Source organism: Lacrimispora algidixylanolytica, assembly GCF_003609635.1.
GTDB classification, from domain to species: Bacteria; Bacillota; Clostridia; order Lachnospirales; family Lachnospiraceae; genus Lacrimispora; species Lacrimispora algidixylanolytica.
On sequence record NZ_MCIA01000007.1, the window covers coordinates 158,136 to 178,084 of the forward strand.

Here is a 19,949-nt window from a genome sequence, read left to right on the forward strand (position 1 = left end):
AAAGGAAAGGAAAAGGTTATGGACGGAGAAAAAAGAGCTTTGGTAGAAAGCATGCTTGGGGGCAACGAAGCAGCGTTTGATGAACTATACCGTTCCTGTTCCAAAAAGCTATACCGTATGGCGTATTTTATCACTGGCAACCGGAGTGACAGTGAAGATATCCTTCAAGAGACGTTTGTTAAATGCTTTCTTTACAGAACTACATTAAAGGAACCCGAACGGTTTGAGTCTTGGCTTTACCAGATCATGGTGAGAACAGCCTGGCGTCTTGAAAAAAGAAAAAAGGGAAGAGCGGAACTCTCATTTGAAGGAATTCTAGATCAGGAAGATGAAAAAACGAGAGGGGAACAAATCCAGGAAGATGGAAGGGATAAAGGCCCTCTGGCAGCAATTTTGAAAGCCGAAGTTTCCTCTGAGATTCAAAGTGCACTTCAATGCCTTGACTTAAAATACCGGACTGTTGTTTTATTGTATTATTACAATGAGTTAAGTACCAAAGAGATAGCAAAAGTGACTGGAACCATGGAGGGGACTGTAAAATCCCGTCTATTCAAGGCTAGGAAGCTTCTAAAGGATTTGCTTAAGGAAGAGAGCAGTGCGGATATAGAAGAGGAAAGGGGAGTTTGCCATGGCTAGGAATTTAGAGGATGATTTAAGAGATATGATAAAAACGGAACTTGATTCCACAGAACCAGACATGGATGAAGAACAGCGTCTATTAGAAATCCATAAAAAATGTAATCAAAGGAGTGGGCATATGAAATTTAGAAGAAATAAGTTAGCAGTAACCTTAACAGCAATCGCATTTATTACAGTATTAGGTACAGTTACCGCAGTTGCAGCGGGGAAGATCACCAATTTAGTTAGCTCAAGCTATAGTAAAGATGATATTCATTCCATAGAAGAACTTCGTAAGCAGGCCAGTGATCAGATGAAGGCTTCCCCGAAGATCATAGAAACGTTTTCTAATGGTTTGAAATTTCAATTAGGATACATCTCACAGGTAAAAGGTATGGATGAAAACAGCAATCAGGTCATCGCCTATCCAGAGACATACGCAAGTTTTGGAGATAATGGGCAGGTGACATTAGCGAGTCATGTACACCAGGAAGCTCTGGCAGAAGAATCAAATCTTGAATCAAATCAGGAAAGCTATCAGGGAATTACATTGAAGGCAATGAAACAGCAATATTTGATGCTGCCAGGAGATGCGGTCGCTTCAGACGCAGATTTAAAACTTGAGAAAGAAGGAAAATTAGCAATTAGTTATGGAAGCACTAAGGAAGAACGGAAAGAATTTAAAACCATAAGTTGGTCAGAAGAAGGGATTGATTACTTGCTATTTACATTTGAAGATGTGAAATTAGATGCTTTAAGCGGTATGGCAAAAGAAGTGATCGATATGAAGTGATTTTAAGCGATTTTATGTTATCTATTAAGCTGCCAGTCTAATCCATTGCTTTTAGCAAGAGGAGAAGGCTGGCAGCTTTATTCTATCATTCATTTTTCTTTAATATCTCAGCATACATCCAGCCGTTGTATTTAAATAAAGATTGATCTTTAATAATGGACATCTGCTTACGCCACTCTCTTGGTGATTTCCCCATGATAGTAAGAAAGTACCGATTAAAGCTTGAGATGGAATGAAATCCTACCCGCTCAGAGATGCTTAAGACGGAGTCTTCTGTCATGCGCAGCAGATCAGCCGCCTTTCGAATTCGTGTGGTATTTAAGTGATCTAAGGGCCTTTTACCTGCAATGGAGGAGAACAATCTCCGAAAATGAGTGGGGCTTAATCCACATAAGGTTGCTAGGTGTTCCATAGGGAAATCTTCCATATAGTGATACCTGATAAATTCCAGTGCCGGGGCAATGACCAGAGCATTTTCCGGTTGCTGGTCTTTTTTCTTTTGGTTATGGACGGCAATTCTCATAAGATTAGAGGCCAGTGTTAGGAAAAGACCACGAACAGCAAGCTCATACCCGGCTTCCTTGTGTTTCATCTCTTCCATAATTTCGTAAACAAGAGAGTGTATGACCGGATATTTCTCTTTCCCCATAATCAGGTTTAAATGATGTTCCGAGACAGAGAAAAGCTCTACATTGTGAAGATCTGTGCCATAGAAAAACGGATGAAGAAGCTCTCCCATATCTACAAACAGATAAGACCATTTGCTATTAGCCCCAGGTGCACTACATGTGGTATGTGGGATGTCGCAAGAAACGGCAGTGATATCTCCTGCCTGAAAAGGAAAAGAGGTATCCTCAAACTTCATAATTCCGCTGTCCGTCTCACAAATGCCAATCTCAAGGCAATTATGTATATGAAGACGTCCCGAAGGAACGTCGGAGATTCTCCAATGTTCCCCTGTTAGGAGAAGAACAGGAAAATGAACTGGCAAATCATAATCTCTGAACTCAATAACAGTCTTTTTTTGTCTGGGCATATCTGCTAAATCCCTCCTGGTTTTAATCTATTAATTATACATGATATATAATTCGAATTTCAACCAAAAAAACTTCAAAATACCATTGATAATACGGAATAAAGCTTGGATTCAAGTGGGTTTTGAAAAAAAGCTCGAAAGACCGGGAAATATAAATGGTATTTCTCTAGTCTCTAAAATAATAAAAGGTTGAAATTGCATAGTTTTCATATGGATTTGATTGGAAACAGTATTGTGAATTTTCTATAATATAACTATCACTAATTGCACATATGGGGGGATATTATGAAACGTTCTGAAACGCAGAGAAACCCAGGCAGTTTAAATCAGAGTAAGAAAAATGGGATCCTTCGTTATTTGCAAAGGGATTGGCAGCTTTATGTGCTCATGTTTCTTCCTATGCTTTTTATACTGGTATTTAAATTTCTGCCATACAGTGGACTGTCCATCGCGTTTAAAGATTATAAGGTGGCAAAGGGGTATGCAGGGAGTGAATGGGTAGGGTTTTCCATATTCCAGAAGGTATTTGGAAAAAGGGATTTTGGTCAGGCCGTAGGCAATACGCTTTTGCTAAACGTCCTGGATCTTGTATTCGGATTTCCTATGCCGATTATCTTAGCCCTCATCCTCAATGAAATTAAAAATCGGTATTTTAAAAGCGTAGTTCAAACTCTTTTGTATTTGCCCCATTTTCTATCCTGGGTCATTATCGGAGGGATCGGATATTCTCTGTTTTCTGTTAGCAGCGGCGTGGTTAATGTTTTGATTCAGAATGCCGGAAACAGCCCTATCCCATTTCTTCAGGATAATACTTGGTGGCTGATTAGTTATGTGCTCATTGGAGTATGGCAGTCCATGGGCTGGGGAACGATTATTTATCTGGCGGCCATTACCGGTGTCAATTCCGAGCTTTATGAGGCGGCAAGGGTAGATGGCGCAGGACGCTTAAAGCAGTGCCTTCACGTGACAATTCCCTGTATCCGAAGCACCATAGTTACTTTGCTGATTATGAATCTTGGAAAGCTTATGGGAGGCTCTTTTGAACGGATATATGCACTGGCCAATGCAAAGGCCACTGAATACACCACCACAATTCCTGTTTTGGTATACCGATGGGGAATTGAGAGTGGGAAATTCAGTGAAGCCACGGCGCTAGGTCTGTTCCAGTCTGTGATTGGTCTGGCTCTGGTCATAGGAGCTGATTACATAGCCAAACGTCTTGGAGAAGACGGTCTCATATAAGGAGGAACCATCATGAGCCAAAATCAGTACATAAAACCCAGGGCATGGACGAAAAAAAGAGGAAAAGATCTTTTGGTTGATCTCTTCTTTTATGGTTTGCTTCTTGCCATTTCAATGACTTGCCTGCTTCCTTTTGTTCATATTTTTGCAAAATCCATTAGTCAGGAAGCCTATGTCATCGCAAATAAGATTTTTCTAATCCCCAAGGGAATTAATTTCAATGCTTACAAAAAAGTCTTTCAGGATGCCTCCATCGTTCGGTCTTTATATGTATCCGTGATTGTAACGGCAGCCTTTACAGCCATTGGAACCTTTTTAACCATAAGTTCGGCCTATGCTTTAAGCAGAGTCCAGTTAAAAGGGAGAAAGTTCATGACCTTTCTCATTATGTTTACCATGTATTTCACCGCAGGTACCATACCAGATTACTTACTGATGAATAACCTGAATATGCTGGATACTTGGTGGTGCATGATTTTACCGCTTTCCTTTGCGGCCTATAATTTTCTGATTATGAAAAATAACTTTAAGGCTTCCATTCCTGACAGCCTGATTGAGTCGGCACTTATAGATGGTGCCAGTCATTTTAAGATCCTAAGCCACATTGTGGTTCCGTTATCCAAACCTATTATAGCAACGATTTCCTTGTTCTACGCTGTAGGACGTTGGAATGCTTATTCCGATGCCTTGTTTTATATCAAGCAGCGGGTGGATCTGCGGCCTTTGCAGCTAAAACTTTATTACTTGGTTGTGGCAGCCAGCGAATCCTTTAAGGCCGAAGGGGGAACCGCCGTAGGTCAGATTACAAATCCAGAGGTGTTAAAGGCATCCTGCATTATCTTTGCAACATTACCAATTATCTGTATTTATCCCTTTGTACAACGATATTTTGTTCAGGGAACCATGATAGGTGCAGTAAAAGGTTGATGATATTGGAATGAAAAGAAAAGGAGGGTATTTATGAAAAAAGGGAAGGTATGGAAGAGGGCGGCAGCCTTTGGTCTTGCATCTGTTATGGCAGCGGGGGTGCTGTCTGGTTGCGGTGCAAAGAAAGAGGTATCTGCCTCTACGGCAAATGATAAAAAAGAGGGGGAAACAAATAAGACAGAGGAAGCCAAAGCAGAAACTGGTAGCACTGAATTCACCGATTATTCCAAAGGGTTTCCTGAGAAGGTAACCATTAAAATCCCTGTGTATGACAGAGGATTTGAAGGCTGGGATCCGGTAAATAATTATTACACCCGTTGGATTCAAAAGGAATTTGGAGATAAATATAATGTAACGGTACAGTATGTAGCAATCAATCGTCAGAAAGAGATTGCAGATTATATGCAGATGATTGCAGCAGGCAATGCACCTGATATCATCTACCATTACGACATGCCCCAGGCAGTGAACTATAATTCTGAGGGAGCCATGCAGGAACTTAACTTAGAAGAAATGAAATATTATGCTCCCGATTATCTTAAGAAAGCGGAGAAAACCATAAACACATACGGAAAATTAGATGAGAAAAACACGTTCTTCTTTGCAGATCGAAATCCCATCTATTATAACTGGGTCACCCTCATCCGTCAGGATTGGTTGGATCAGGTAGGAAAAGAAAAGCCCACAACAAGAGAGGAGCTTATAGAGGCAGCAAAGGCATGGAAGACAGCAGGACTAGGTAAGCTGGGTGCTCAGATTGTGAATAAGAGCTATACCTATGAATATCCCTTCATCGGTTCCTCCCCAGATAAAAAAGATCTAAACCAATATCTGGACCTTAATGTGGCACCTCTTACCTGGAATGTGACCAAGGATTATTTAAAAGCCATGAATCAAGATTTTAATGATGGAATCCTTGATCCAGAGTTTTATTTAAATGCCGATGACGCAGCATGGAAAGCCGATTTTGTGGCTGGAAATGTGGGAACCTACTCTTTTTATATCTCCGCAAATACGGACGTTATAAATAGCTTAAAGGCCAACGATCCCAAGGCAGAAGTCTCCGTCATTAGTCCATCTGCCCAGGCACCAAAAGGAAGCCACCCATACTATTATAAATACCCACCCTACGGAATGGTTATGGGTATTAATTCAAAGACAGACGAAAAGCAAAGAGCTGCAGTTTGGATGTTCTTAAACTGGATGTCACAGCCTAAGAATCTGTTCTTTTTACAAAATGGTGCAGAAGGGGTTAACTACACTCTGGATTCCGACGGAATTGCAGTACCTGTTAAGGATTTCAAAGGAGAATCCAAGTTATCCAATAACAATAACAAAGATTATTGGTGCCTGGTTACAGAGATGACCGATTATGGCAATGATGAGAAAAACCTAAAAGCCAATATTAGACTTCTTGCCCCAGCTGGATACGAGGATTTGGTTACTCAGTCCTATGATTATGCCAAGGAAGTGGAACAATATGGCCTCATCAGCCCGATTTTCACAAAGAGTATAGAATCCACAGGAGAGTATGCAGCAGACTTAACTGCCATGTGGCAGGAGTTTTATGTGGATATGATTACCTGTAAGCCAGAGGAACTAGATGCCAAATACGAGAAGTACAGTAAGGAATATTTAGATAATGGATATCAGGAAATTCTTGATGAAAAGCAGAAGTTAGTGGATTCTGGAGATTTTATCGCGCAATAAGAAAAAGGGGCTGTTGCAGATTAGGCATCAGCCCTTTCTTAAAAACAAGGTGGGTGTAACCACTTAGAGACAGTAAAGGGAGTTTTTATGACAGAATATTTATTTCATCAAACAGACAATCAGACCAAAGATTCGATTGTTGTAAAACCATGTGATTATTATGAGCCCGGTTTGGGCTATGGTTTTTTTACAGAAAAGTCAGCAAAATCGTCTCATTCCTTAAGTTTACCGGAGATTAATACAGGTTTTGTTCCAGCTGCTGAGTTTCAGCAAGAAATTCAGATAAAACAAGATGATAAGGGTTGCTTTGTGGAATCCCAGACATTGCCGGCCCAAATTCCCTTATCTTTTAAAGGGGATGTATCCACTCAAGGAAATTTTCTTCTTACTATCACACTTTATTCGGAGGAGGAAGAAGAAGAGGTCTTGTTGTTTGTTGGAAGAAGACAGTTGGTCTATCGAGGAAGCTTAAAGTCTAAGGAAGAATGGAGCGGTTCCGTTCCTGTCTCTGTCTGTGATTTTATACCGAGAGGGGAGACTGATCGATTTCTGCATCAGGAAGTAGAGGTAACGGTCATAAGCCGGTCAGTACATATAAAAAGGCTAAAAGTTGAATCGTGGCTGGGAAAAACCATATATCTTGCCGGTGATTCTACCGTGACGGATCAAAGTGCTGAATATCCTTATACTCCTAATTTAAGCTATGGGGGATGGGGACAGATGCTTCCTGCTTTTTTAGATGGTGTTTATGGAGTATCGAATCATTCCCATTCCGGTCTGACCACAGAAAGTTTTCGCGCTGAAGGACATTACAACATTCTTATGGAGCAAATTAAAAGTGGAGATATCTGCCTGTTTCAATTCGGTCATAACGATCAAAAGCTTGACCATTTAAAAGCGTTTGGAGGTTACCGGGTAAATCTGATTCAATATATAAAAGAAGTGCGAGAAAAGGGGGCTATTGCGATTCTAGTCACTCCACTGGCAAGAAATAGTTGGTCTGAAGATGGAAGTGTCTATCATGACCTTTTAAAAGAATATGCAGAAGAGGTTATTAGTCTTGGGAGAACCATGTCTGTCCCTGTTGTAGATCTTCATGGCAAGAGCATGGAACTGATAAAGGAGTATGGTCTGGAAGGTTCGAAACAGTGGTTTTATCCCTTAGATTATACGCACACCAATGATTACGGAGCCTGGAAGATGGCTGGTTTTGTTTGGAAAGAACTGGTTGATTTGGGCGTAATAGATTCTGACGGGAGTGAAGTTCCTCTCTGGGAGACACCCAAGGAAAATGCCTGGTTATCATATGAAAAAGGAGAACATTTATGAGAGAGACAAAAAGAGGAAGCTTTACGCTTCCAGGAGAATCCGGATATGAAGAACTGACCCTTAACCTGGCTGAGCGATGGGGAGCAGATGTGATCCGTGACAGCGATGGAACTGCACTTTCCAGTGAGATCACAGAAGCTGGATTTGGCATTTATTCCACCATCTGTCTCATTCGGGATCATAACGAATGGGCCAATGCTCACAAAGATCAACTTCAGCAGACCTTCCTGGTCACAGAACCAAGACTTGCTATTTCTCAGGAAGAACCATTCTCCATATCTCTAATGGAAGATTTTTATGAAGATCAGTTTACCATCAACGACAACCCGGAGTCTCTAGGTTACTGGCAGGTGTACGACCGTACGGAAAATAAGGAGATAGTAAGAAGCTCATGGACTTATGATGCGTTCACCGGTCGTGTGAGGCTTATAGAGTTTCAGCCATTTCACCAGTATACCGTAAGCTTTTTCGCATACCGGATATGGGAAGAAATCTCCATGTATAATCACGTAACCAACAACTGGGATAAAGAGCATCTTATGCCTTTGGACCCAAGACACGAGGAAACCAGGGAATATTTATATGGTTGGCTTAAGACGTGGTGTGAGGAACATCCTGCCACAACTGTAGTTCGTTTCACTTCTCTATTTTATAATTTTGTCTGGATATGGGGAAGCAGTGAAAGAAAAAGAAATATATTCAGTGACTGGGGTTCCTATGACTTTACGGTAAGTCCCAGAGCGCTTATTGAGTTTGAGCAAGAATTTGGCTACGCGCTCACCGCAGAAGATTTCATCAATCAAGGAAAATTTCACGTAACTCATATGTCTCCAGGTAAACGACAGTTGGATTATATGGCATTTGTAAACCGGTTTGTGGTGGATTATGGAAAAAGACTGGTAGAACTGGTTCATAGCTATGAAAAAAAGGCTTATGTATTTTACGATGATAGCTGGATTGGACTAGAGCCATATCACGAAAACTTTAAGGAATTCGGGTTTGACGGCCTGATTAAATGTGTATTCTCCGGTTATGAAGCAAGGTTGTGTGCCGGTGCGAAGGTAGATGTTCATGAATTAAGGCTTCACCCCTATCTATTTCCCGTTGGCCTTGGAGGTGCCCCCACCTTCTGCGAAGGAGGAGATCCTGTAAGAGATGCAAAGGAATACTGGATTCGAGTTCGTCGTGCACTTTTGCGAGAGAAAATTGACCGGATTGGTCTTGGTGGTTACCTTCATCTGGTGGAAGGCTATCCCGATTTTTGCAGCTACATAGAAAAGATTGCAGATGAATTTAGAAGACTTAAATCCTTTCATGAAGATGGTGAGGTTTACTGCCTTCCAATCAAAGTGGCGGTTCTTCATTCCTGGGGGAAACTAAGGTCCTGGACATTATCCGGACATTTTCATGAAACCCATATGCATGATCTCATACATATCAATGAAGCCTTATCTGGACTTCCAGTGGCTGTGGACTTTATAAGCTTTGAGGATGTTAGACAGGGAGCGTTAAAGAATGTAGATGTTGTGATCAATGCAGGTGCAGCAGGAACGGCCTGGAGTGGCGGTAATGAATGGTCAGATATTCAGGTCATGGAAGACTTATCAGACTTTGTTTCTAAAGGTGGAGTATTGATCGGAGTGAACGAGCCTTCCGCCATAGAAGGGTATCACACGTTCTTTCGTATGTCCCATGTACTGGGAATTGATAAAGACACGGGCGCCAGAGTGTGCCATGGCCGATATGAAATGTCCGATGAAGAAGTTCCTGGTTTAATTCCCACTGGAAGTAAGCTGCGAAAAGGGAAGAATCTCTACCTGACAAGCGAGAATACCCATATACTTGCCATGGAAGAACAGGAACCGGTGATTACATACCATACCTTTGGAACAGGCTGCGGTATTTTCCTAAGCAGTTTCCAGGTGACCAATGAAAATACCAGACTGCTCTTAAATCTTATGTTGTTTGGCCAAAAGATGGGACTGGATCAGAAATATCTGACGGATAACCCACAGACAGAATGCGCCTGGTATCCAGATAGCCGAAAGCTGGTTGTAATTAACAACAGTGAATTGGTTCAAAGTACCTGCGTTAAAACTGATTTCGGCGTATCTGAAATACGGCTGGAGCCGTTTGATACGGCAGTGATTGAATTTTAACCCTTTATTTTACTTTCTTTAACACTTTAAACCCAACATTCTTACTAAGCTGGTCCAGGCTTATAAGATCCTCAATGAAAAGACAGCCAGGTTGTAGGTTGCTGCTTACTAGAACCTTAGCCACTTCCCCAGCTACCAACCCTGTAAATCTGGCTTCATCATTCCCTATGACTCGAAGGATTTTACCCTGGGCTTCTGCTGAGGCCATGAACATATCTGAACCTATAATCGGCTTTTTCATGGTCTTTCGTATGGCAGACTGTATCCATTTCCATTGAAAGACATGCATCAAGTTTGCTTTTTGCATAAAATGAAGAAAGCGGCTTAAGAAGGCCACATCAAATCCAAAGTAAGTGGTATAGATAACATCTTCGTTCCTTCTATTTAACATGTGTTGATCCACAAAGTTAAAGTTATAGGTTGGAAGTGATTTGTTTTTGTATCTGGTAGCCGAAGACATGGAAAAAGGTTTTAATTTCTTATATTTTTTATGAATGTAGGGGCTTGTAAATTGCTTCAAAGTCCAGGAAATAGCCTCATCCCCATGCTTGTCCCCCATACCAAGGATTACATGAAGCTGAACTTCTGCAGGAGTGGTCAAATATTTGGTTAATTCCTGAGCCAATAGATTCGTGATTCCTGGGGCAAGGCCGATTCCTAATACTACGGAGGACTGGTTAATGTCTAGTGCAAGTACATGGTTAATGAAATCAGAGTTGGCCGTTATATCCATATAGACCATACCATTTTCGTTGCAGTATTTTATCAGCTTTGTATCTGTTTGGTCGACACATACAATCAGTGTTTTCACATCTTCAAGAAGTGTCCAGTCGGGATCTTTTATATCTAAAATCCGTATCTCACAATCGATTCCATTGGTTTTCATAAATGCAGTTATTTTTTCCTGGCTGCGTCCTGCCAGTATAAGTGCTTCCCCTTTTAAGGCACGGGTGATATATTGTCCTACCTGACCGTGTCCTCCGATTATCATAATTTTATTTCTCATAGATTCATCCGTCTCCTTTTGTATTTTATTGATAGTTATGAATAAAATAGATTTTATGGAATCTCTCAAGCGCCACGTTCTATATAGGTGTATTATACCATTTTAAATTAGTTTCATGTCTAAGACATTATATAGGCTTGAAAAATAGAAAGCCGTATCAAAGAATTTCTGATATAATGAGTTCAAACAGGGGGACTCGAAATGAAACGTAGACAGGAAAGTATCATCTATCAATTAGCAGTCAGCGACAGACCGCTTACCACCGATGAACTGGCAAAAAGACTGTCAGTCAGTTCCCGTACCATAAAATATGAGATGACCGAGGTGAGAGAACGACTTCGAGGCATTGGTGCAGAACTGATTGCAAAGCGGAATGAAGGTTACTCACTGCACGTAACAGATCAGGAATTGTTTAAGCGTTATTTGGAGCCCATCGGTCTTCAATCCAGCCTTGCCAATAATTTTGGTTCTGATGACAATGCCAGATTTCTCTACATTGCCAGGAAGTTAGTTTCCTCCTCCCGCTTTTCAAGACTGGAAGATATTGCAAACGAACTGTTTTTATCAAGAAGTGCCATAAGGGAAGCAGTAAACCACGCAATGAACTTCTTAAAAAGCTATCATCTGGAGACGGAGAGTAAACCAGGACTTGGCATCCGGGCATTTGGTACGGAATACCATATGAGAATGGCAATGACAGAGCTGTTCGCCGTACATTTTCATAAGGTTCTTTTGGATAATGCCGGAATGGATTATGCAAAATGGACCACTTGTGATTATGAGGAACGACAGGATATCCGACATGTATTTTTAAAGACATTAAGAGAGAGCGAAATTAAAATTTCTGATGTCAATACCCAGCGCCTTGCCATTTATTTTATCATTGTAAGAAATCGTTGTCTTGCAGGTTACCGGCTCAAACTTCCACCAGAATGGAAGTTTGAGATCATAGATTCTAAAGAGTTTGGCGTGGCCAGCTCTATTTATAAAAACTTAAGCGAGCAATTTGAGGGTTTTGATCTTCTAGAAGAGGAAACCATATTTCTAGGAATCTATCTTATGGCCTGTCGGGATATGTGGAACGTAGATCAGCCGGAGGTGGAGTATCGTGCCTATTATAAAGAGGCAACCATTATTTATGATGAGTTGTGTGCTTATTTTAGAGACACGTGTGATTTGGAACTAATGGGTCAGCCTTTTGCAAAGATAGAATTTTTAAACATATTGATTTCATTGCTCATCCATATCCGGTTTGGATTGGAAAGCATAGACCGGTTTTGGTACGATTATGAAAATCAGGCATTCAAAAGCCCGGTATCTTGTGCAATTACTTCCATTGTCTCGGAATTTTTAAAGATGCGGCTGCAAATATCTTTATCCACCTCATTTTATTCAAAGATTGCTTCCTTTGTATTTAAGATGGCCTCTATGACTGAATATGAGATCAAAGGGCAGAAGCTTCTTATGGTCAATTCCAATGGGCTTGGATTGAATGAAATCATCATCAAAAGAATCTTAAGAAGGTACAAGCCTCTGATTGCCTCATTTACAATAGTGGAATTATATGAGATCAGAGGACTAGATCAAGCAGAATACGATGTGGTTTTAACAGACACCAGTGAGGTGGCTTATCATTACGATCTTCCATGCTGTGTCATCCACACATTAAGCAGTGAAAAAGAAATGGATCTTCTATTTAATCGAAGCCTGGTGAAAGCATTCCAGGTAGATTCTCTTGTTTTATCGGAAAGTCAGATAGAGATTAACCGAAACTATCACTATACAGATGAGCTTCAGTTTCTTCAATTCTTATCATTTCGTCATGGAAAAACTTCAGAAGAGAGAGAAGAACTATTTGCGTATTTAAAAAGAACAGGGAGTTACGATCCTGGCCTATTTCCAGCAAAGCTTGCAGTTGTATATCTTCCCTTCAAGTTTTGTAAACAAGAATGTATGGAGTTATATTGTTTGAATGTACCAGGAACATGGAGAGGAAAGGAAATTGAATTTATTCTTTTATTGTCCATTGACTGGAAGGATGACTGGAGAAGGGTAAAGGCAATGGAAAATAGCCTGCGCCAGCTTTTTTCAGACTACAAAAGCATTAAGGCTTTTTCAGAAAGAGGTCGTCCCATTCTCCTTGAGATGATTGAGACGTGCATAAAAAGTGAATAATATATCTATGCAAATATTTGCACTAATTCTAAGCGGAATTAGTGCTTTTCACTTTTTGTGAACAAATGCAAACATAGAACAAATGCAATGAATGTATTATAATAAATGTATCAAAAGGAGGAGAGAAAGCATATGAAAATATTCTTATCGTCTCATGGCCATTTAGCAAGCGGATTAAAAAGTTCCCTGGAGATTCTGTATGGGAACTGTGATCATATTACAGTTTTTGATGCATATGTAGATGAAAATTCCGTTCAGGAACAAATAGAATTGTTTTTTGAATCGGTAGAGGAGGATCAGCAGGTTTTGCTGATTTCCGATCTTTATGGTAGCAGCGTAAACCAGGCCATGAGCATGTATTTAGACAGACCAGGTACAACTCTTGTAGCAGGCGCTAATCTAGCATTTTTAATAGGGCTTATGGGCAGAGACTCCATAACAAGAGAGGAATTAAAAGATCTTATAGAACAAAGCCGAAAGATGATTTGCATTGTAAATTTGGAAGAGGAAGAACCTTCCTCCCAGAAAGACTTTTTTTAAAAGGAGCGTGAAGAACATGATTGTGATGGTAAGACTAGATGAACGAATGATACATGGACAGGTAGCAATCAAATGGTCAAGACACACAGAGGTTGACCGAATCATTGTAGCCAATGATGAGGCAGCTAGTAACCCTCTGATTCAGAAGTCTCTGATGATGGCAGCTCCCAGTACCGCAAAAACAGCCATAAAGGATGTGAATTCATCCATTGAACTTCTAAAAAATCCGAAAGCGGCTGAACACAAGATCCTTATTATTGTCAGCACTCCAGAAGATTTGCTTCAGATTGTAACAGAGGTACCTGATATTCCTCTTGTAAATGTAGGCAACTATGGCAGGGTGGCAGCAAAGGTGAACGCAGAACCAAGAAAATCCTACCGCAATAACTTATACGCCTACGACAACGAGGTTTCCACTTTAAAGAAAGTAATAGAAACTGGAATCAAATGTAATTACCAGACAGTTCCGGATGATGCTCCGGAGGAACTATCAAAAATATTTGATTAAGGAGGAGTGAATATGTCCGTTATAACAGTTGCTCTCATTGGTACTCTCACTTATTGGATCTTTTTTGTATTAGATCCCTATATTCTTTCCTGGCAGTGTTTAAACCGCCCCATTGTAGTGGCTCCAATCCTTGGATTGCTGTTAGGCGACTTTCAAACAGGCATCATCATGGGCGCTTCCTTGGAATCCATCTTCATGGGCATTTCAGCCATTGGAGGTTCCGTGCCAGCAGATGCACTTTCCGCCAGTATCGTAGCAGTATGTTATACCATATTAACCGGTTCTAACGTGGAGACTGGACTTGCCATCGCACTTCCAATCGGAACCGTTATGGCTTCTCTATCAAGCGTTGTGTTATCCTTTAGTTCTGCACTGGCTCCTTACTGGGAGAAGCTTGCAGTATCCGGGAAACCCAGAGCATTTCTTGCACAAAACCTGGTTTTCTCCGGACTTATATACCCCCTTCCTAATGTAATCATTATTTTTTTAGGCATTGCATTTGGAGTAACTGGATTAAGCAACACACTCAATGCACTTCCGCCGTTTGTTATGACTGGTTTAACTGCAGCGTCTAGTATGATGGTTGCAGTTGGATTTGCAATCCTGATCTCCATGATCTGGTCTAAGGACGTTGCTAGCTTCTTCTTCGTTGGATACGTAATGGCCAAGATTCTAAAAATGGATTCCCTGTCCATTGCAATCATCGGTGGAGCCATTGCCATTACCATGTTCTTCTATGAAAAGCAGTTGATTGATGTGAAAAATTCCATGGTGGTTTCTGAAAAGAAGTCGCCAGACGATGAGGAGGATTTCTTCTAATGGATAAAAAAATATTAAACCGTGAAGAAAAGAAAGTCTTAAAATCTATGTTTATCCGTTCTCATTTGACCTTTTTGTCCTTTAATATGACCAAGATGGAGGCCAATGGTTTTACAGCTACCATGCAGCCAGCCATTGAAGATGTTTATAAAGGCGATGAGGAAGGAAAAAAAGAAGCTTATGCCAGACATCAAAACTTTTTTAATACACACGCCGTTCCGTTCTCCTTTATCGCTGGTTTATCCTATGCCATGGAAAAGGAGCATAAGCAAAAACAATCCGTTGACGTAAAGACCATTGAAAGCATAAAAGCAGCTCTTATGGGGCCTACAGCAGGCATGTTTGATTCCCTGTTCTTTAACTGTTTACGAATTATTGCAGCAGGCGTTGCCATTGGTCTCTGTTCTCAGGGAAACTTTATGGGAGTACCAATTTTTATCTTCCTATATGGTATCACACAGTCAATTTTAAAATACTTCTGCGTTAAATATGGATATATATACGGAACTTCATTTATTGATAAGATCTTCAGCTCTGGACTCATGCCGGCTCTACGAAAATCAGCATCGATTCTTGGAGTCACCATGGTCGGAGCCATGACAGCAGGCATTGTGAATGTTCCACTTAACTGGACGGTTCAGATGGGAGATACCTCTGTGGTGATTTTAGACGTATTAAACTCCATCTTCCCTGGTATTTTAAGCATCGTTTTAGTATTGTTCTTGATGCGACTTATTAAAAAGGGAAGACGCCCAGTTCAGCTTATTGTTGGTATTTTCGCCTTTGCCTTTATCGGAGCTATCATCGGAATATTTTGATAAGGAGAGGATGTATCATGATTGTTAAATCGAAACGAATCTATATGGAAGATGGCCTAAAAGATGGATTCCTGGTAATAGAAGATGGAAAAATCCAGCAATTTCTAACCCTGTCAGATGATAAAGAAGTCATTGATTATGGGAATATGCGTATCATACCAGGTATTTTCGATACCCATAATCATGGAACATGCGGCTATAGCCTGTCAGGAGAGGGAAGCCAGGAAGAAATCAAAGGATATTTAAAAGGCTGCGCTTCCCAGGGAATCACCAATGTTTTCCCTACTGCGGAACGCTCTATGATTGCCGCTGTAGCCAAGGCAGCAAAAGAAAATGACTGGGGGGCCACCATTCTTGGTATTCACAGTGAAGGCCCTTGGTTAAATCGAACCGGTGAAAAAGGAGTACGTACCGGCTGGCCAGAAGTTTCACTAGATGCTGCCAAACAAATGGTCTCTGATGGACAGGGTCTGTTAAAACTAGTTGCCATAGCTCCGGAGATACCAGGAATCGATCCTTTAATCCAGTATTTTCTAAAGGAAGGAATCGTACTAGCCATGGCACATAGCGATACCAATTACAAAGAAGCTACTAGGGCCTATGACAATGGATTCTCCGTTTCCACTCATACTGGAAATGTAATGACAGGACTGCATCACAGAGATGTAGGAGGTCTTGGAGCCGCCCTTCTAAACGATCACGTGGACTGTGAAGTGATTTGTGACGGAATGCACATCTCATTAGAAATGCTTAAAATATATTTTAAGGTGAAATCAACAGAGCGTTTTATGATGATTTCTGACTGTACACCATTTTCAGGCGCTCCTGAAGGTAGTTACAAAGGGTTTTCTGAGGACATGACCATTCAAGTATCAAAAGACGGTTTTGTTCTTTCTGATACCGGACGACTTATGGGATCCAGTCAGCCAGTCCTTTATGGAATTGGTAATCTGGTGGAGAAGCTTAAGATGCCAATGGAGACCGTTTGGCCTATGTTTTCTTTGAATCCATGCCGGAAATATGGTTTTGATAAGAATAAGGGCTCCTTAAACGTTGGGAAAGATGCAGATTTTGTGGTAATTAGCGACGAGTATCGCACCATAGCCACTTATTCCATGGGAAAAAAGGGATACGATGCAAAAGAAGGGTCTGTCTTTAATCCAGAGTTCTTAAAGAAATGGGGAAAAGGGGGAGGTGCCAAATGAGTAAAAAATTAATTGTTTCAGCAGATGATTTTGGTTTTAGTGAAGCATATAATTATGGAGCGGTAAAAGGATATCAGGAAGGGATTATAACCGTCCTTTCCCTGATGAGTAATATGGAAGCTGCTCCCCATGGTGTGAATCTAGCTAAGAGGGAGGTGCCAAGTGCAAATTTGGTGCTCCATACCAATTTTGTCCATGGAAGACCGGTAAGCAAACCAGAAATCATTCAAAGTCTGGTGGACAAAAATGGGCAGTTTTATCGTTCCTTTCAATGGAGAGGAGACGATCCGTCTGATCAAAAATGTATAGGCGACATTGTAGTGACTGCAGAAGACTGCTATAAGGAAACCGTTGCACAAATAGAGCGTTTCCGAGAATTGACAGGTCATTATCCCAATCATTTTGAAGGACATTCGGTGATTAACAAAAACATCTCAGCCGCGTTTCATCAGGTTGCTATGGAATATGATATCCATTGCATGACAGAGCCAGAGGTAGAGACCAAAAAGTGGCACCCAGTTCACGAAATTATGATAGGAAATCCCTTGTTCTTAGAGATTCTTAATAGGGGATTAAGCCCAGAAGATTTTTACGAAGACCGATTGGGAATCCTTGATAGTCCTTACGAATACAACATCATTCATTTACACCCTGGATATGTGGATGCATACATTTTAGATCACTCATCCTTGACCATAGCCCGGTGCAAAGACTTACAAACTGCCTGTGATCCGGCAGTCAGACAATGGCTTAAAGACCACGAAATTGAGTTGGTTGACTTTTCTTCTATTTATAAATAAGGAAATATAAAAATAAAAGGGGGTGCTGGTGCACCTCCTTTTTCGTGAGTTATAGAATCCCTTCCAGATCAAAGTGTGGTGTGTATTCTTCCTTTGCACTGCTTTTCTCCTGCATAAACCCAGAATCCAAACCAAGGCGTATGGCCTCGTCAAGTACCTTGTTGTATTCATAGGTAGTGATTCTTCGATTAATTTCCTGAAAATCTTTGCTATGGAAAAAAGGAGTGTATTGGCTCATAAGGCTGATATAATACATGCCCTCAGGAAGTTCCTCCTTCATAAAGTGAAGCAAGCGTATGGAATCATCCTTTGCTCCCGGCAGAACCATGTGGCGTATGATAACGCCCTTTTTCATAATGGAACCTTGGGAATCAAATTGTGGTGAACCGGTTTGCAAAATCATCTGTTTGATTGCTTTTTTTGCAACCTGGAAATAGTCTTTTGCACCGCTGTAGCGCATGGACAGCTCAGAGCTTTCATACTTTAAATCGGGAAGCCAGATATCCACATATCCCTCCAGCGCCTTAACGGTATGAAGGGTTTCATATCCTCCACAGTTATAGACCACCGGTATGGATAGCTTTCCTTTTACCAGGTCGAGTGCAGGTAAGATGGAAGGAAGATACTGGGTAGCGGTGACCAGGTTAATGTTGTGGGCACCTTGATCTTGAAGTCGTAAAAAGATTTGGGAAAGTTCCTTGATAGAAACCTCTTTTCCCAATCCCTCCTGGCTAATGGAATGATTTTGACAAAAACAGCACCTTAAGGTACAGCCGGTAAAGAACACCGTGCCGCTACCTTTTGTACCGCTGATGCATGGTTCTTCCCAGTGGTGAAGGGCGGCTCTAGCCGCTTTTATGGTATTTAAACAACCGCAGTAACCGGTGACTACACTGCGGTCTACGTTGCAGTTTCTAGGACACAAGTTGCAGGATTGATACATTAGGTCGTAATTCATAGGGGATCTCCTAGTGTTGACAAAGTTACTTTTGTACGTTACTATAATAAAAACATATTGGAGCCAACAAAACAATGGCTGCATTTTATGGAATAATAAAGATCAATTTAATTATTATATGGAAAAGCGAATAAGAAAACAATATATTTTTCAACTCTATTATATAGAAAGAATTGGTTTTATATTGACTTTAGCAAAATGAAGAAAGGAACCACCAATACAGTTATGAATTACAAGGAAGAAATCTGTGAGCAAGAGAAGAGCCAGTCCCAAAACATGGCCGCACTTCGTTACGCATTTCCAAAGACAGCTCCTGTTATGGCAGGTTATCTGGTGCTTGGAGCTGCATACGGAATTTTGATGAGTGAAAAAGGGTTTGGAATTTGGTGGCCGCTTATTATAAGTGTATTTGTATATGCTGGAAGTCTGCAGTACCTGGGAATCACATTTTTTGTAGCATTGGTGAACCCTTGGTATGCTTTTTTTATGTCTCTAATGCTGAATGCAAGACATCTCTTTTACGGAATCTCCATGCTAGATAAATACAGGGAGGCTGGTAAATTAAAACCATACCTTATTTTTGCATTAACCGATGAGACGTTTTCTGTTTTGTGCAATGAAGAACCTCCAAAGGATATTCCAAAGTATATGGTTTATTTCTTTGTATCTTTGTTGGACCATATTTACTGGTCACTAGGGGCTTTCCTTGGTGCCATTGCAGGAACTATGATATCCTTTGATACGGCAGGGATGGACTTTGCTTTGACTGCTTTGTTCGTAGTCATATTTGTGGATCAGTGGAAATCAGGGAAAGGGCATTGGTCTGCTCTTACAGGAGTATTAGCTTCTGCACTCTGTTTAAAGGTCTTTGGACAGAATGGATTTATCGTTTCAGCTATGATTGTAATTCTTGGATTGATCACATCCGCTTATTATATGGAAAAAAGAAAGGAGAAACAGTCATGAAACAGGAAATGATACAATATCTTTTTCTCGTAGTTTCCATGATAGCAGCCACTACGATTACACGGTTTTTACCCTTTCTTCTATTTCCAGCAGGAAAAGAAACACCTAGATATATTACTTACCTTGGGAAAACTCTACCTTATGCGACCATTGGGTTGCTGGTGGTCTACTGCTTAAAAGGTGTCTCCTTTTTTGTATATCCTCATGGACTTTCCGAGGCTATTTCCATTGTATTGATTGTTTTTCTTCATCTTTTAAAGGGAAATTCTCTCTTAAGCATCGGAGCTGGAACCGCCTGTTATATGATCTTGACCCAGTTCGTGTTTTAAGATCAAATAAA

General features: G+C 40.8%; 19 protein-coding genes. 16 read left to right on the forward strand and 3 right to left on the reverse strand.

Features of this window, described 5'->3' with window-relative positions; translation table 11 throughout:
- Nucleotides 1-18: 18 nt before the first annotated feature.
- Together BET01_RS06310 and BET01_RS06315 are read left to right on the forward strand one after the other, a co-directional pair.
- A complete protein-coding gene (locus BET01_RS06310; RefSeq protein WP_120195951.1) occupies nucleotides 19-636 on the forward strand; it encodes an RNA polymerase sigma factor in 618 nt (205 codons plus the stop codon).
- A complete protein-coding gene (locus BET01_RS06315) occupies nucleotides 629-1,411 on the forward strand; it encodes a hypothetical protein (protein WP_120195952.1) in 783 nt (260 codons plus the stop codon). Before BET01_RS06310 ends, BET01_RS06315 begins: the two co-directional genes overlap by 8 nt.
- An 85-nt stretch (nucleotides 1,412-1,496) precedes the next feature.
- Here the strand turns inward: BET01_RS06315 and BET01_RS06320 are convergent, their stop codons facing one another.
- Entirely contained in the window at nucleotides 1,497-2,447 is a 951-nt protein-coding gene (locus BET01_RS06320; protein ID WP_120195953.1) for a helix-turn-helix domain-containing protein, read from the reverse strand.
- Between the two features lie 285 nt (nucleotides 2,448-2,732).
- Here BET01_RS06320 and BET01_RS06325 point away from each other — a divergent pair, with 285 nt between their 5' ends.
- The 5 genes from BET01_RS06325 (at nucleotide 2,733) to gnpA (ending at nucleotide 9,814) form a co-directional block, all read left to right on the forward strand.
- Nucleotides 2,733-3,689, forward strand: coding sequence for an ABC transporter permease (locus tag BET01_RS06325; RefSeq protein ID WP_120195954.1), 957 nt, complete (start codon nucleotides 2,733-2,735; stop codon nucleotides 3,687-3,689).
- A gap of 12 nt (nucleotides 3,690-3,701) precedes the next feature.
- Entirely contained in the window at nucleotides 3,702-4,616 is a 915-nt protein-coding gene (locus BET01_RS06330; protein ID WP_120195955.1) for a carbohydrate ABC transporter permease, read from the forward strand.
- Between the two features lie 33 nt (nucleotides 4,617-4,649).
- Nucleotides 4,650-6,326: an extracellular solute-binding protein gene (locus BET01_RS06335; protein ID WP_120195956.1), complete on the forward strand. Its 1,677-nt coding sequence runs from the start codon at nucleotides 4,650-4,652 to the stop codon at nucleotides 6,324-6,326.
- Between the two features lie 87 nt (nucleotides 6,327-6,413).
- Nucleotides 6,414-7,655, forward strand: a complete 1,242-nt coding sequence (locus BET01_RS06340) for a rhamnogalacturonan acetylesterase (protein ID WP_120195957.1) — start codon at nucleotides 6,414-6,416, stop codon at nucleotides 7,653-7,655.
- Nucleotides 7,652-9,814, forward strand: a complete 2,163-nt coding sequence (gene gnpA / locus BET01_RS06345) for a 1,3-beta-galactosyl-N-acetylhexosamine phosphorylase (RefSeq protein WP_120195958.1) — start codon at nucleotides 7,652-7,654, stop codon at nucleotides 9,812-9,814. Before BET01_RS06340 ends, gnpA begins: the two co-directional genes overlap by 4 nt.
- A gap of 4 nt (nucleotides 9,815-9,818) precedes the next feature.
- Here gnpA and BET01_RS06350 read toward each other — a convergent pair whose 3' ends face one another.
- Nucleotides 9,819-10,820, reverse strand: a complete 1,002-nt coding sequence (locus BET01_RS06350; protein ID WP_120195959.1) for a saccharopine dehydrogenase NADP-binding domain-containing protein — start codon at nucleotides 10,818-10,820, stop codon at nucleotides 9,819-9,821.
- Between the two features lie 201 nt (nucleotides 10,821-11,021).
- On the opposite strand from BET01_RS06350, the gene BET01_RS06355 reads away from it, so the two are divergent.
- From BET01_RS06355 to BET01_RS06385, 7 genes are all read left to right on the forward strand, one after another.
- Nucleotides 11,022-12,995, forward strand: coding sequence for a BglG family transcription antiterminator (locus tag BET01_RS06355; RefSeq protein ID WP_120195960.1), 1,974 nt, complete (start codon nucleotides 11,022-11,024; stop codon nucleotides 12,993-12,995).
- A gap of 132 nt (nucleotides 12,996-13,127) precedes the next feature.
- Entirely contained in the window at nucleotides 13,128-13,535 is a 408-nt protein-coding gene (locus BET01_RS06360) for a PTS sugar transporter subunit IIA (protein ID WP_120195961.1), read from the forward strand.
- 16 nt (nucleotides 13,536-13,551) lie between these two features.
- Nucleotides 13,552-14,043 carry a PTS system mannose/fructose/N-acetylgalactosamine-transporter subunit IIB gene (locus tag BET01_RS06365; RefSeq protein ID WP_120195962.1) on the forward strand — a complete coding sequence of 164 codons (492 nt, stop codon included), beginning with the start codon at nucleotides 13,552-13,554 and terminating at the stop codon, nucleotides 14,041-14,043.
- Nucleotides 14,044-14,055: 12 nt separating this feature from the next.
- Nucleotides 14,056-14,862: a PTS mannose/fructose/sorbose/N-acetylgalactosamine transporter subunit IIC gene (locus BET01_RS06370; RefSeq protein ID WP_120195963.1), complete on the forward strand. Its 807-nt coding sequence runs from the start codon at nucleotides 14,056-14,058 to the stop codon at nucleotides 14,860-14,862.
- Complete coding sequence (locus BET01_RS06375; RefSeq protein WP_120195964.1) at nucleotides 14,862-15,680, forward strand: PTS system mannose/fructose/sorbose family transporter subunit IID; 819 nt, start codon at nucleotides 14,862-14,864, stop codon at nucleotides 15,678-15,680. The genes BET01_RS06370 and BET01_RS06375 overlap by 1 nt, the downstream gene beginning before the upstream one ends.
- Nucleotides 15,681-15,697: 17 nt before the next feature.
- Entirely contained in the window at nucleotides 15,698-16,885 is a 1,188-nt protein-coding gene (locus tag BET01_RS06380; RefSeq protein ID WP_120195965.1) for an N-acetylglucosamine-6-phosphate deacetylase, read from the forward strand.
- Nucleotides 16,882-17,685: a ChbG/HpnK family deacetylase gene (locus BET01_RS06385; RefSeq protein WP_158584994.1), complete on the forward strand. Its 804-nt coding sequence runs from the start codon at nucleotides 16,882-16,884 to the stop codon at nucleotides 17,683-17,685. Before BET01_RS06380 ends, BET01_RS06385 begins: the two co-directional genes overlap by 4 nt.
- 49 nt (nucleotides 17,686-17,734) lie before the next feature.
- On the opposite strand, the gene BET01_RS06390 is transcribed toward BET01_RS06385, so the two are convergent.
- Complete coding sequence (locus BET01_RS06390; protein ID WP_120195967.1) at nucleotides 17,735-18,643, reverse strand: radical SAM protein; 909 nt, start codon at nucleotides 18,641-18,643, stop codon at nucleotides 17,735-17,737.
- Between the two features lie 225 nt (nucleotides 18,644-18,868).
- Here BET01_RS06390 and BET01_RS06400 point away from each other — a divergent pair, with 225 nt between their 5' ends.
- Nucleotides 18,869-19,609: an AzlC family ABC transporter permease gene (locus tag BET01_RS06400; protein WP_207667573.1), complete on the forward strand. Its 741-nt coding sequence runs from the start codon at nucleotides 18,869-18,871 to the stop codon at nucleotides 19,607-19,609.
- Nucleotides 19,606-19,938: a branched-chain amino acid transporter permease gene (locus BET01_RS06405; RefSeq protein ID WP_207667574.1), complete on the forward strand. Its 333-nt coding sequence runs from the start codon at nucleotides 19,606-19,608 to the stop codon at nucleotides 19,936-19,938. Before BET01_RS06400 ends, BET01_RS06405 begins: the two co-directional genes overlap by 4 nt.
- Nucleotides 19,939-19,949: the final 11 nt, after the last annotated feature.

What these genes read in the sequence shown, in the direction of transcription:
- BET01_RS06310 (WP_120195951.1), top strand. Translation starts at nt 19, where the DNA reads ATGGACGGAGAAAAAAGAGCTTTGGTAGAAAGCATGCTTGGGGGCAAC.
- BET01_RS06315 (WP_120195952.1), top strand. Translation starts at nt 629, where the DNA reads ATGGCTAGGAATTTAGAGGATGATTTAAGAGATATGATAAAAACGGAA.
- BET01_RS06320 (WP_120195953.1), bottom strand. Translation starts at nt 2,447, where the DNA reads ATGCCCAGACAAAAAAAGACTGTTATTGAGTTCAGAGATTATGATTTG.
- BET01_RS06325 (WP_120195954.1), top strand. Translation starts at nt 2,733, where the DNA reads ATGAAACGTTCTGAAACGCAGAGAAACCCAGGCAGTTTAAATCAGAGT.
- BET01_RS06330 (WP_120195955.1), top strand. Translation starts at nt 3,702, where the DNA reads ATGAGCCAAAATCAGTACATAAAACCCAGGGCATGGACGAAAAAAAGA.
- BET01_RS06335 (WP_120195956.1), top strand. Translation starts at nt 4,650, where the DNA reads ATGAAAAAAGGGAAGGTATGGAAGAGGGCGGCAGCCTTTGGTCTTGCA.
- BET01_RS06340 (WP_120195957.1), top strand. Translation starts at nt 6,414, where the DNA reads ATGACAGAATATTTATTTCATCAAACAGACAATCAGACCAAAGATTCG.
- gnpA (WP_120195958.1), top strand. Translation starts at nt 7,652, where the DNA reads ATGAGAGAGACAAAAAGAGGAAGCTTTACGCTTCCAGGAGAATCCGGA.
- BET01_RS06350 (WP_120195959.1), bottom strand. Translation starts at nt 10,820, where the DNA reads ATGAGAAATAAAATTATGATAATCGGAGGACACGGTCAGGTAGGACAA.
- BET01_RS06355 (WP_120195960.1), top strand. Translation starts at nt 11,022, where the DNA reads ATGAAACGTAGACAGGAAAGTATCATCTATCAATTAGCAGTCAGCGAC.
- BET01_RS06360 (WP_120195961.1), top strand. Translation starts at nt 13,128, where the DNA reads ATGAAAATATTCTTATCGTCTCATGGCCATTTAGCAAGCGGATTAAAA.
- BET01_RS06365 (WP_120195962.1), top strand. Translation starts at nt 13,552, where the DNA reads ATGATTGTGATGGTAAGACTAGATGAACGAATGATACATGGACAGGTA.
- BET01_RS06370 (WP_120195963.1), top strand. Translation starts at nt 14,056, where the DNA reads ATGTCCGTTATAACAGTTGCTCTCATTGGTACTCTCACTTATTGGATC.
- BET01_RS06375 (WP_120195964.1), top strand. Translation starts at nt 14,862, where the DNA reads ATGGATAAAAAAATATTAAACCGTGAAGAAAAGAAAGTCTTAAAATCT.
- BET01_RS06380 (WP_120195965.1), top strand. Translation starts at nt 15,698, where the DNA reads ATGATTGTTAAATCGAAACGAATCTATATGGAAGATGGCCTAAAAGAT.
- BET01_RS06385 (WP_158584994.1), top strand. Translation starts at nt 16,882, where the DNA reads ATGAGTAAAAAATTAATTGTTTCAGCAGATGATTTTGGTTTTAGTGAA.
- BET01_RS06390 (WP_120195967.1), bottom strand. Translation starts at nt 18,643, where the DNA reads ATGAATTACGACCTAATGTATCAATCCTGCAACTTGTGTCCTAGAAAC.
- BET01_RS06400 (WP_207667573.1), top strand. Translation starts at nt 18,869, where the DNA reads ATGAATTACAAGGAAGAAATCTGTGAGCAAGAGAAGAGCCAGTCCCAA.
- BET01_RS06405 (WP_207667574.1), top strand. Translation starts at nt 19,606, where the DNA reads ATGAAACAGGAAATGATACAATATCTTTTTCTCGTAGTTTCCATGATA.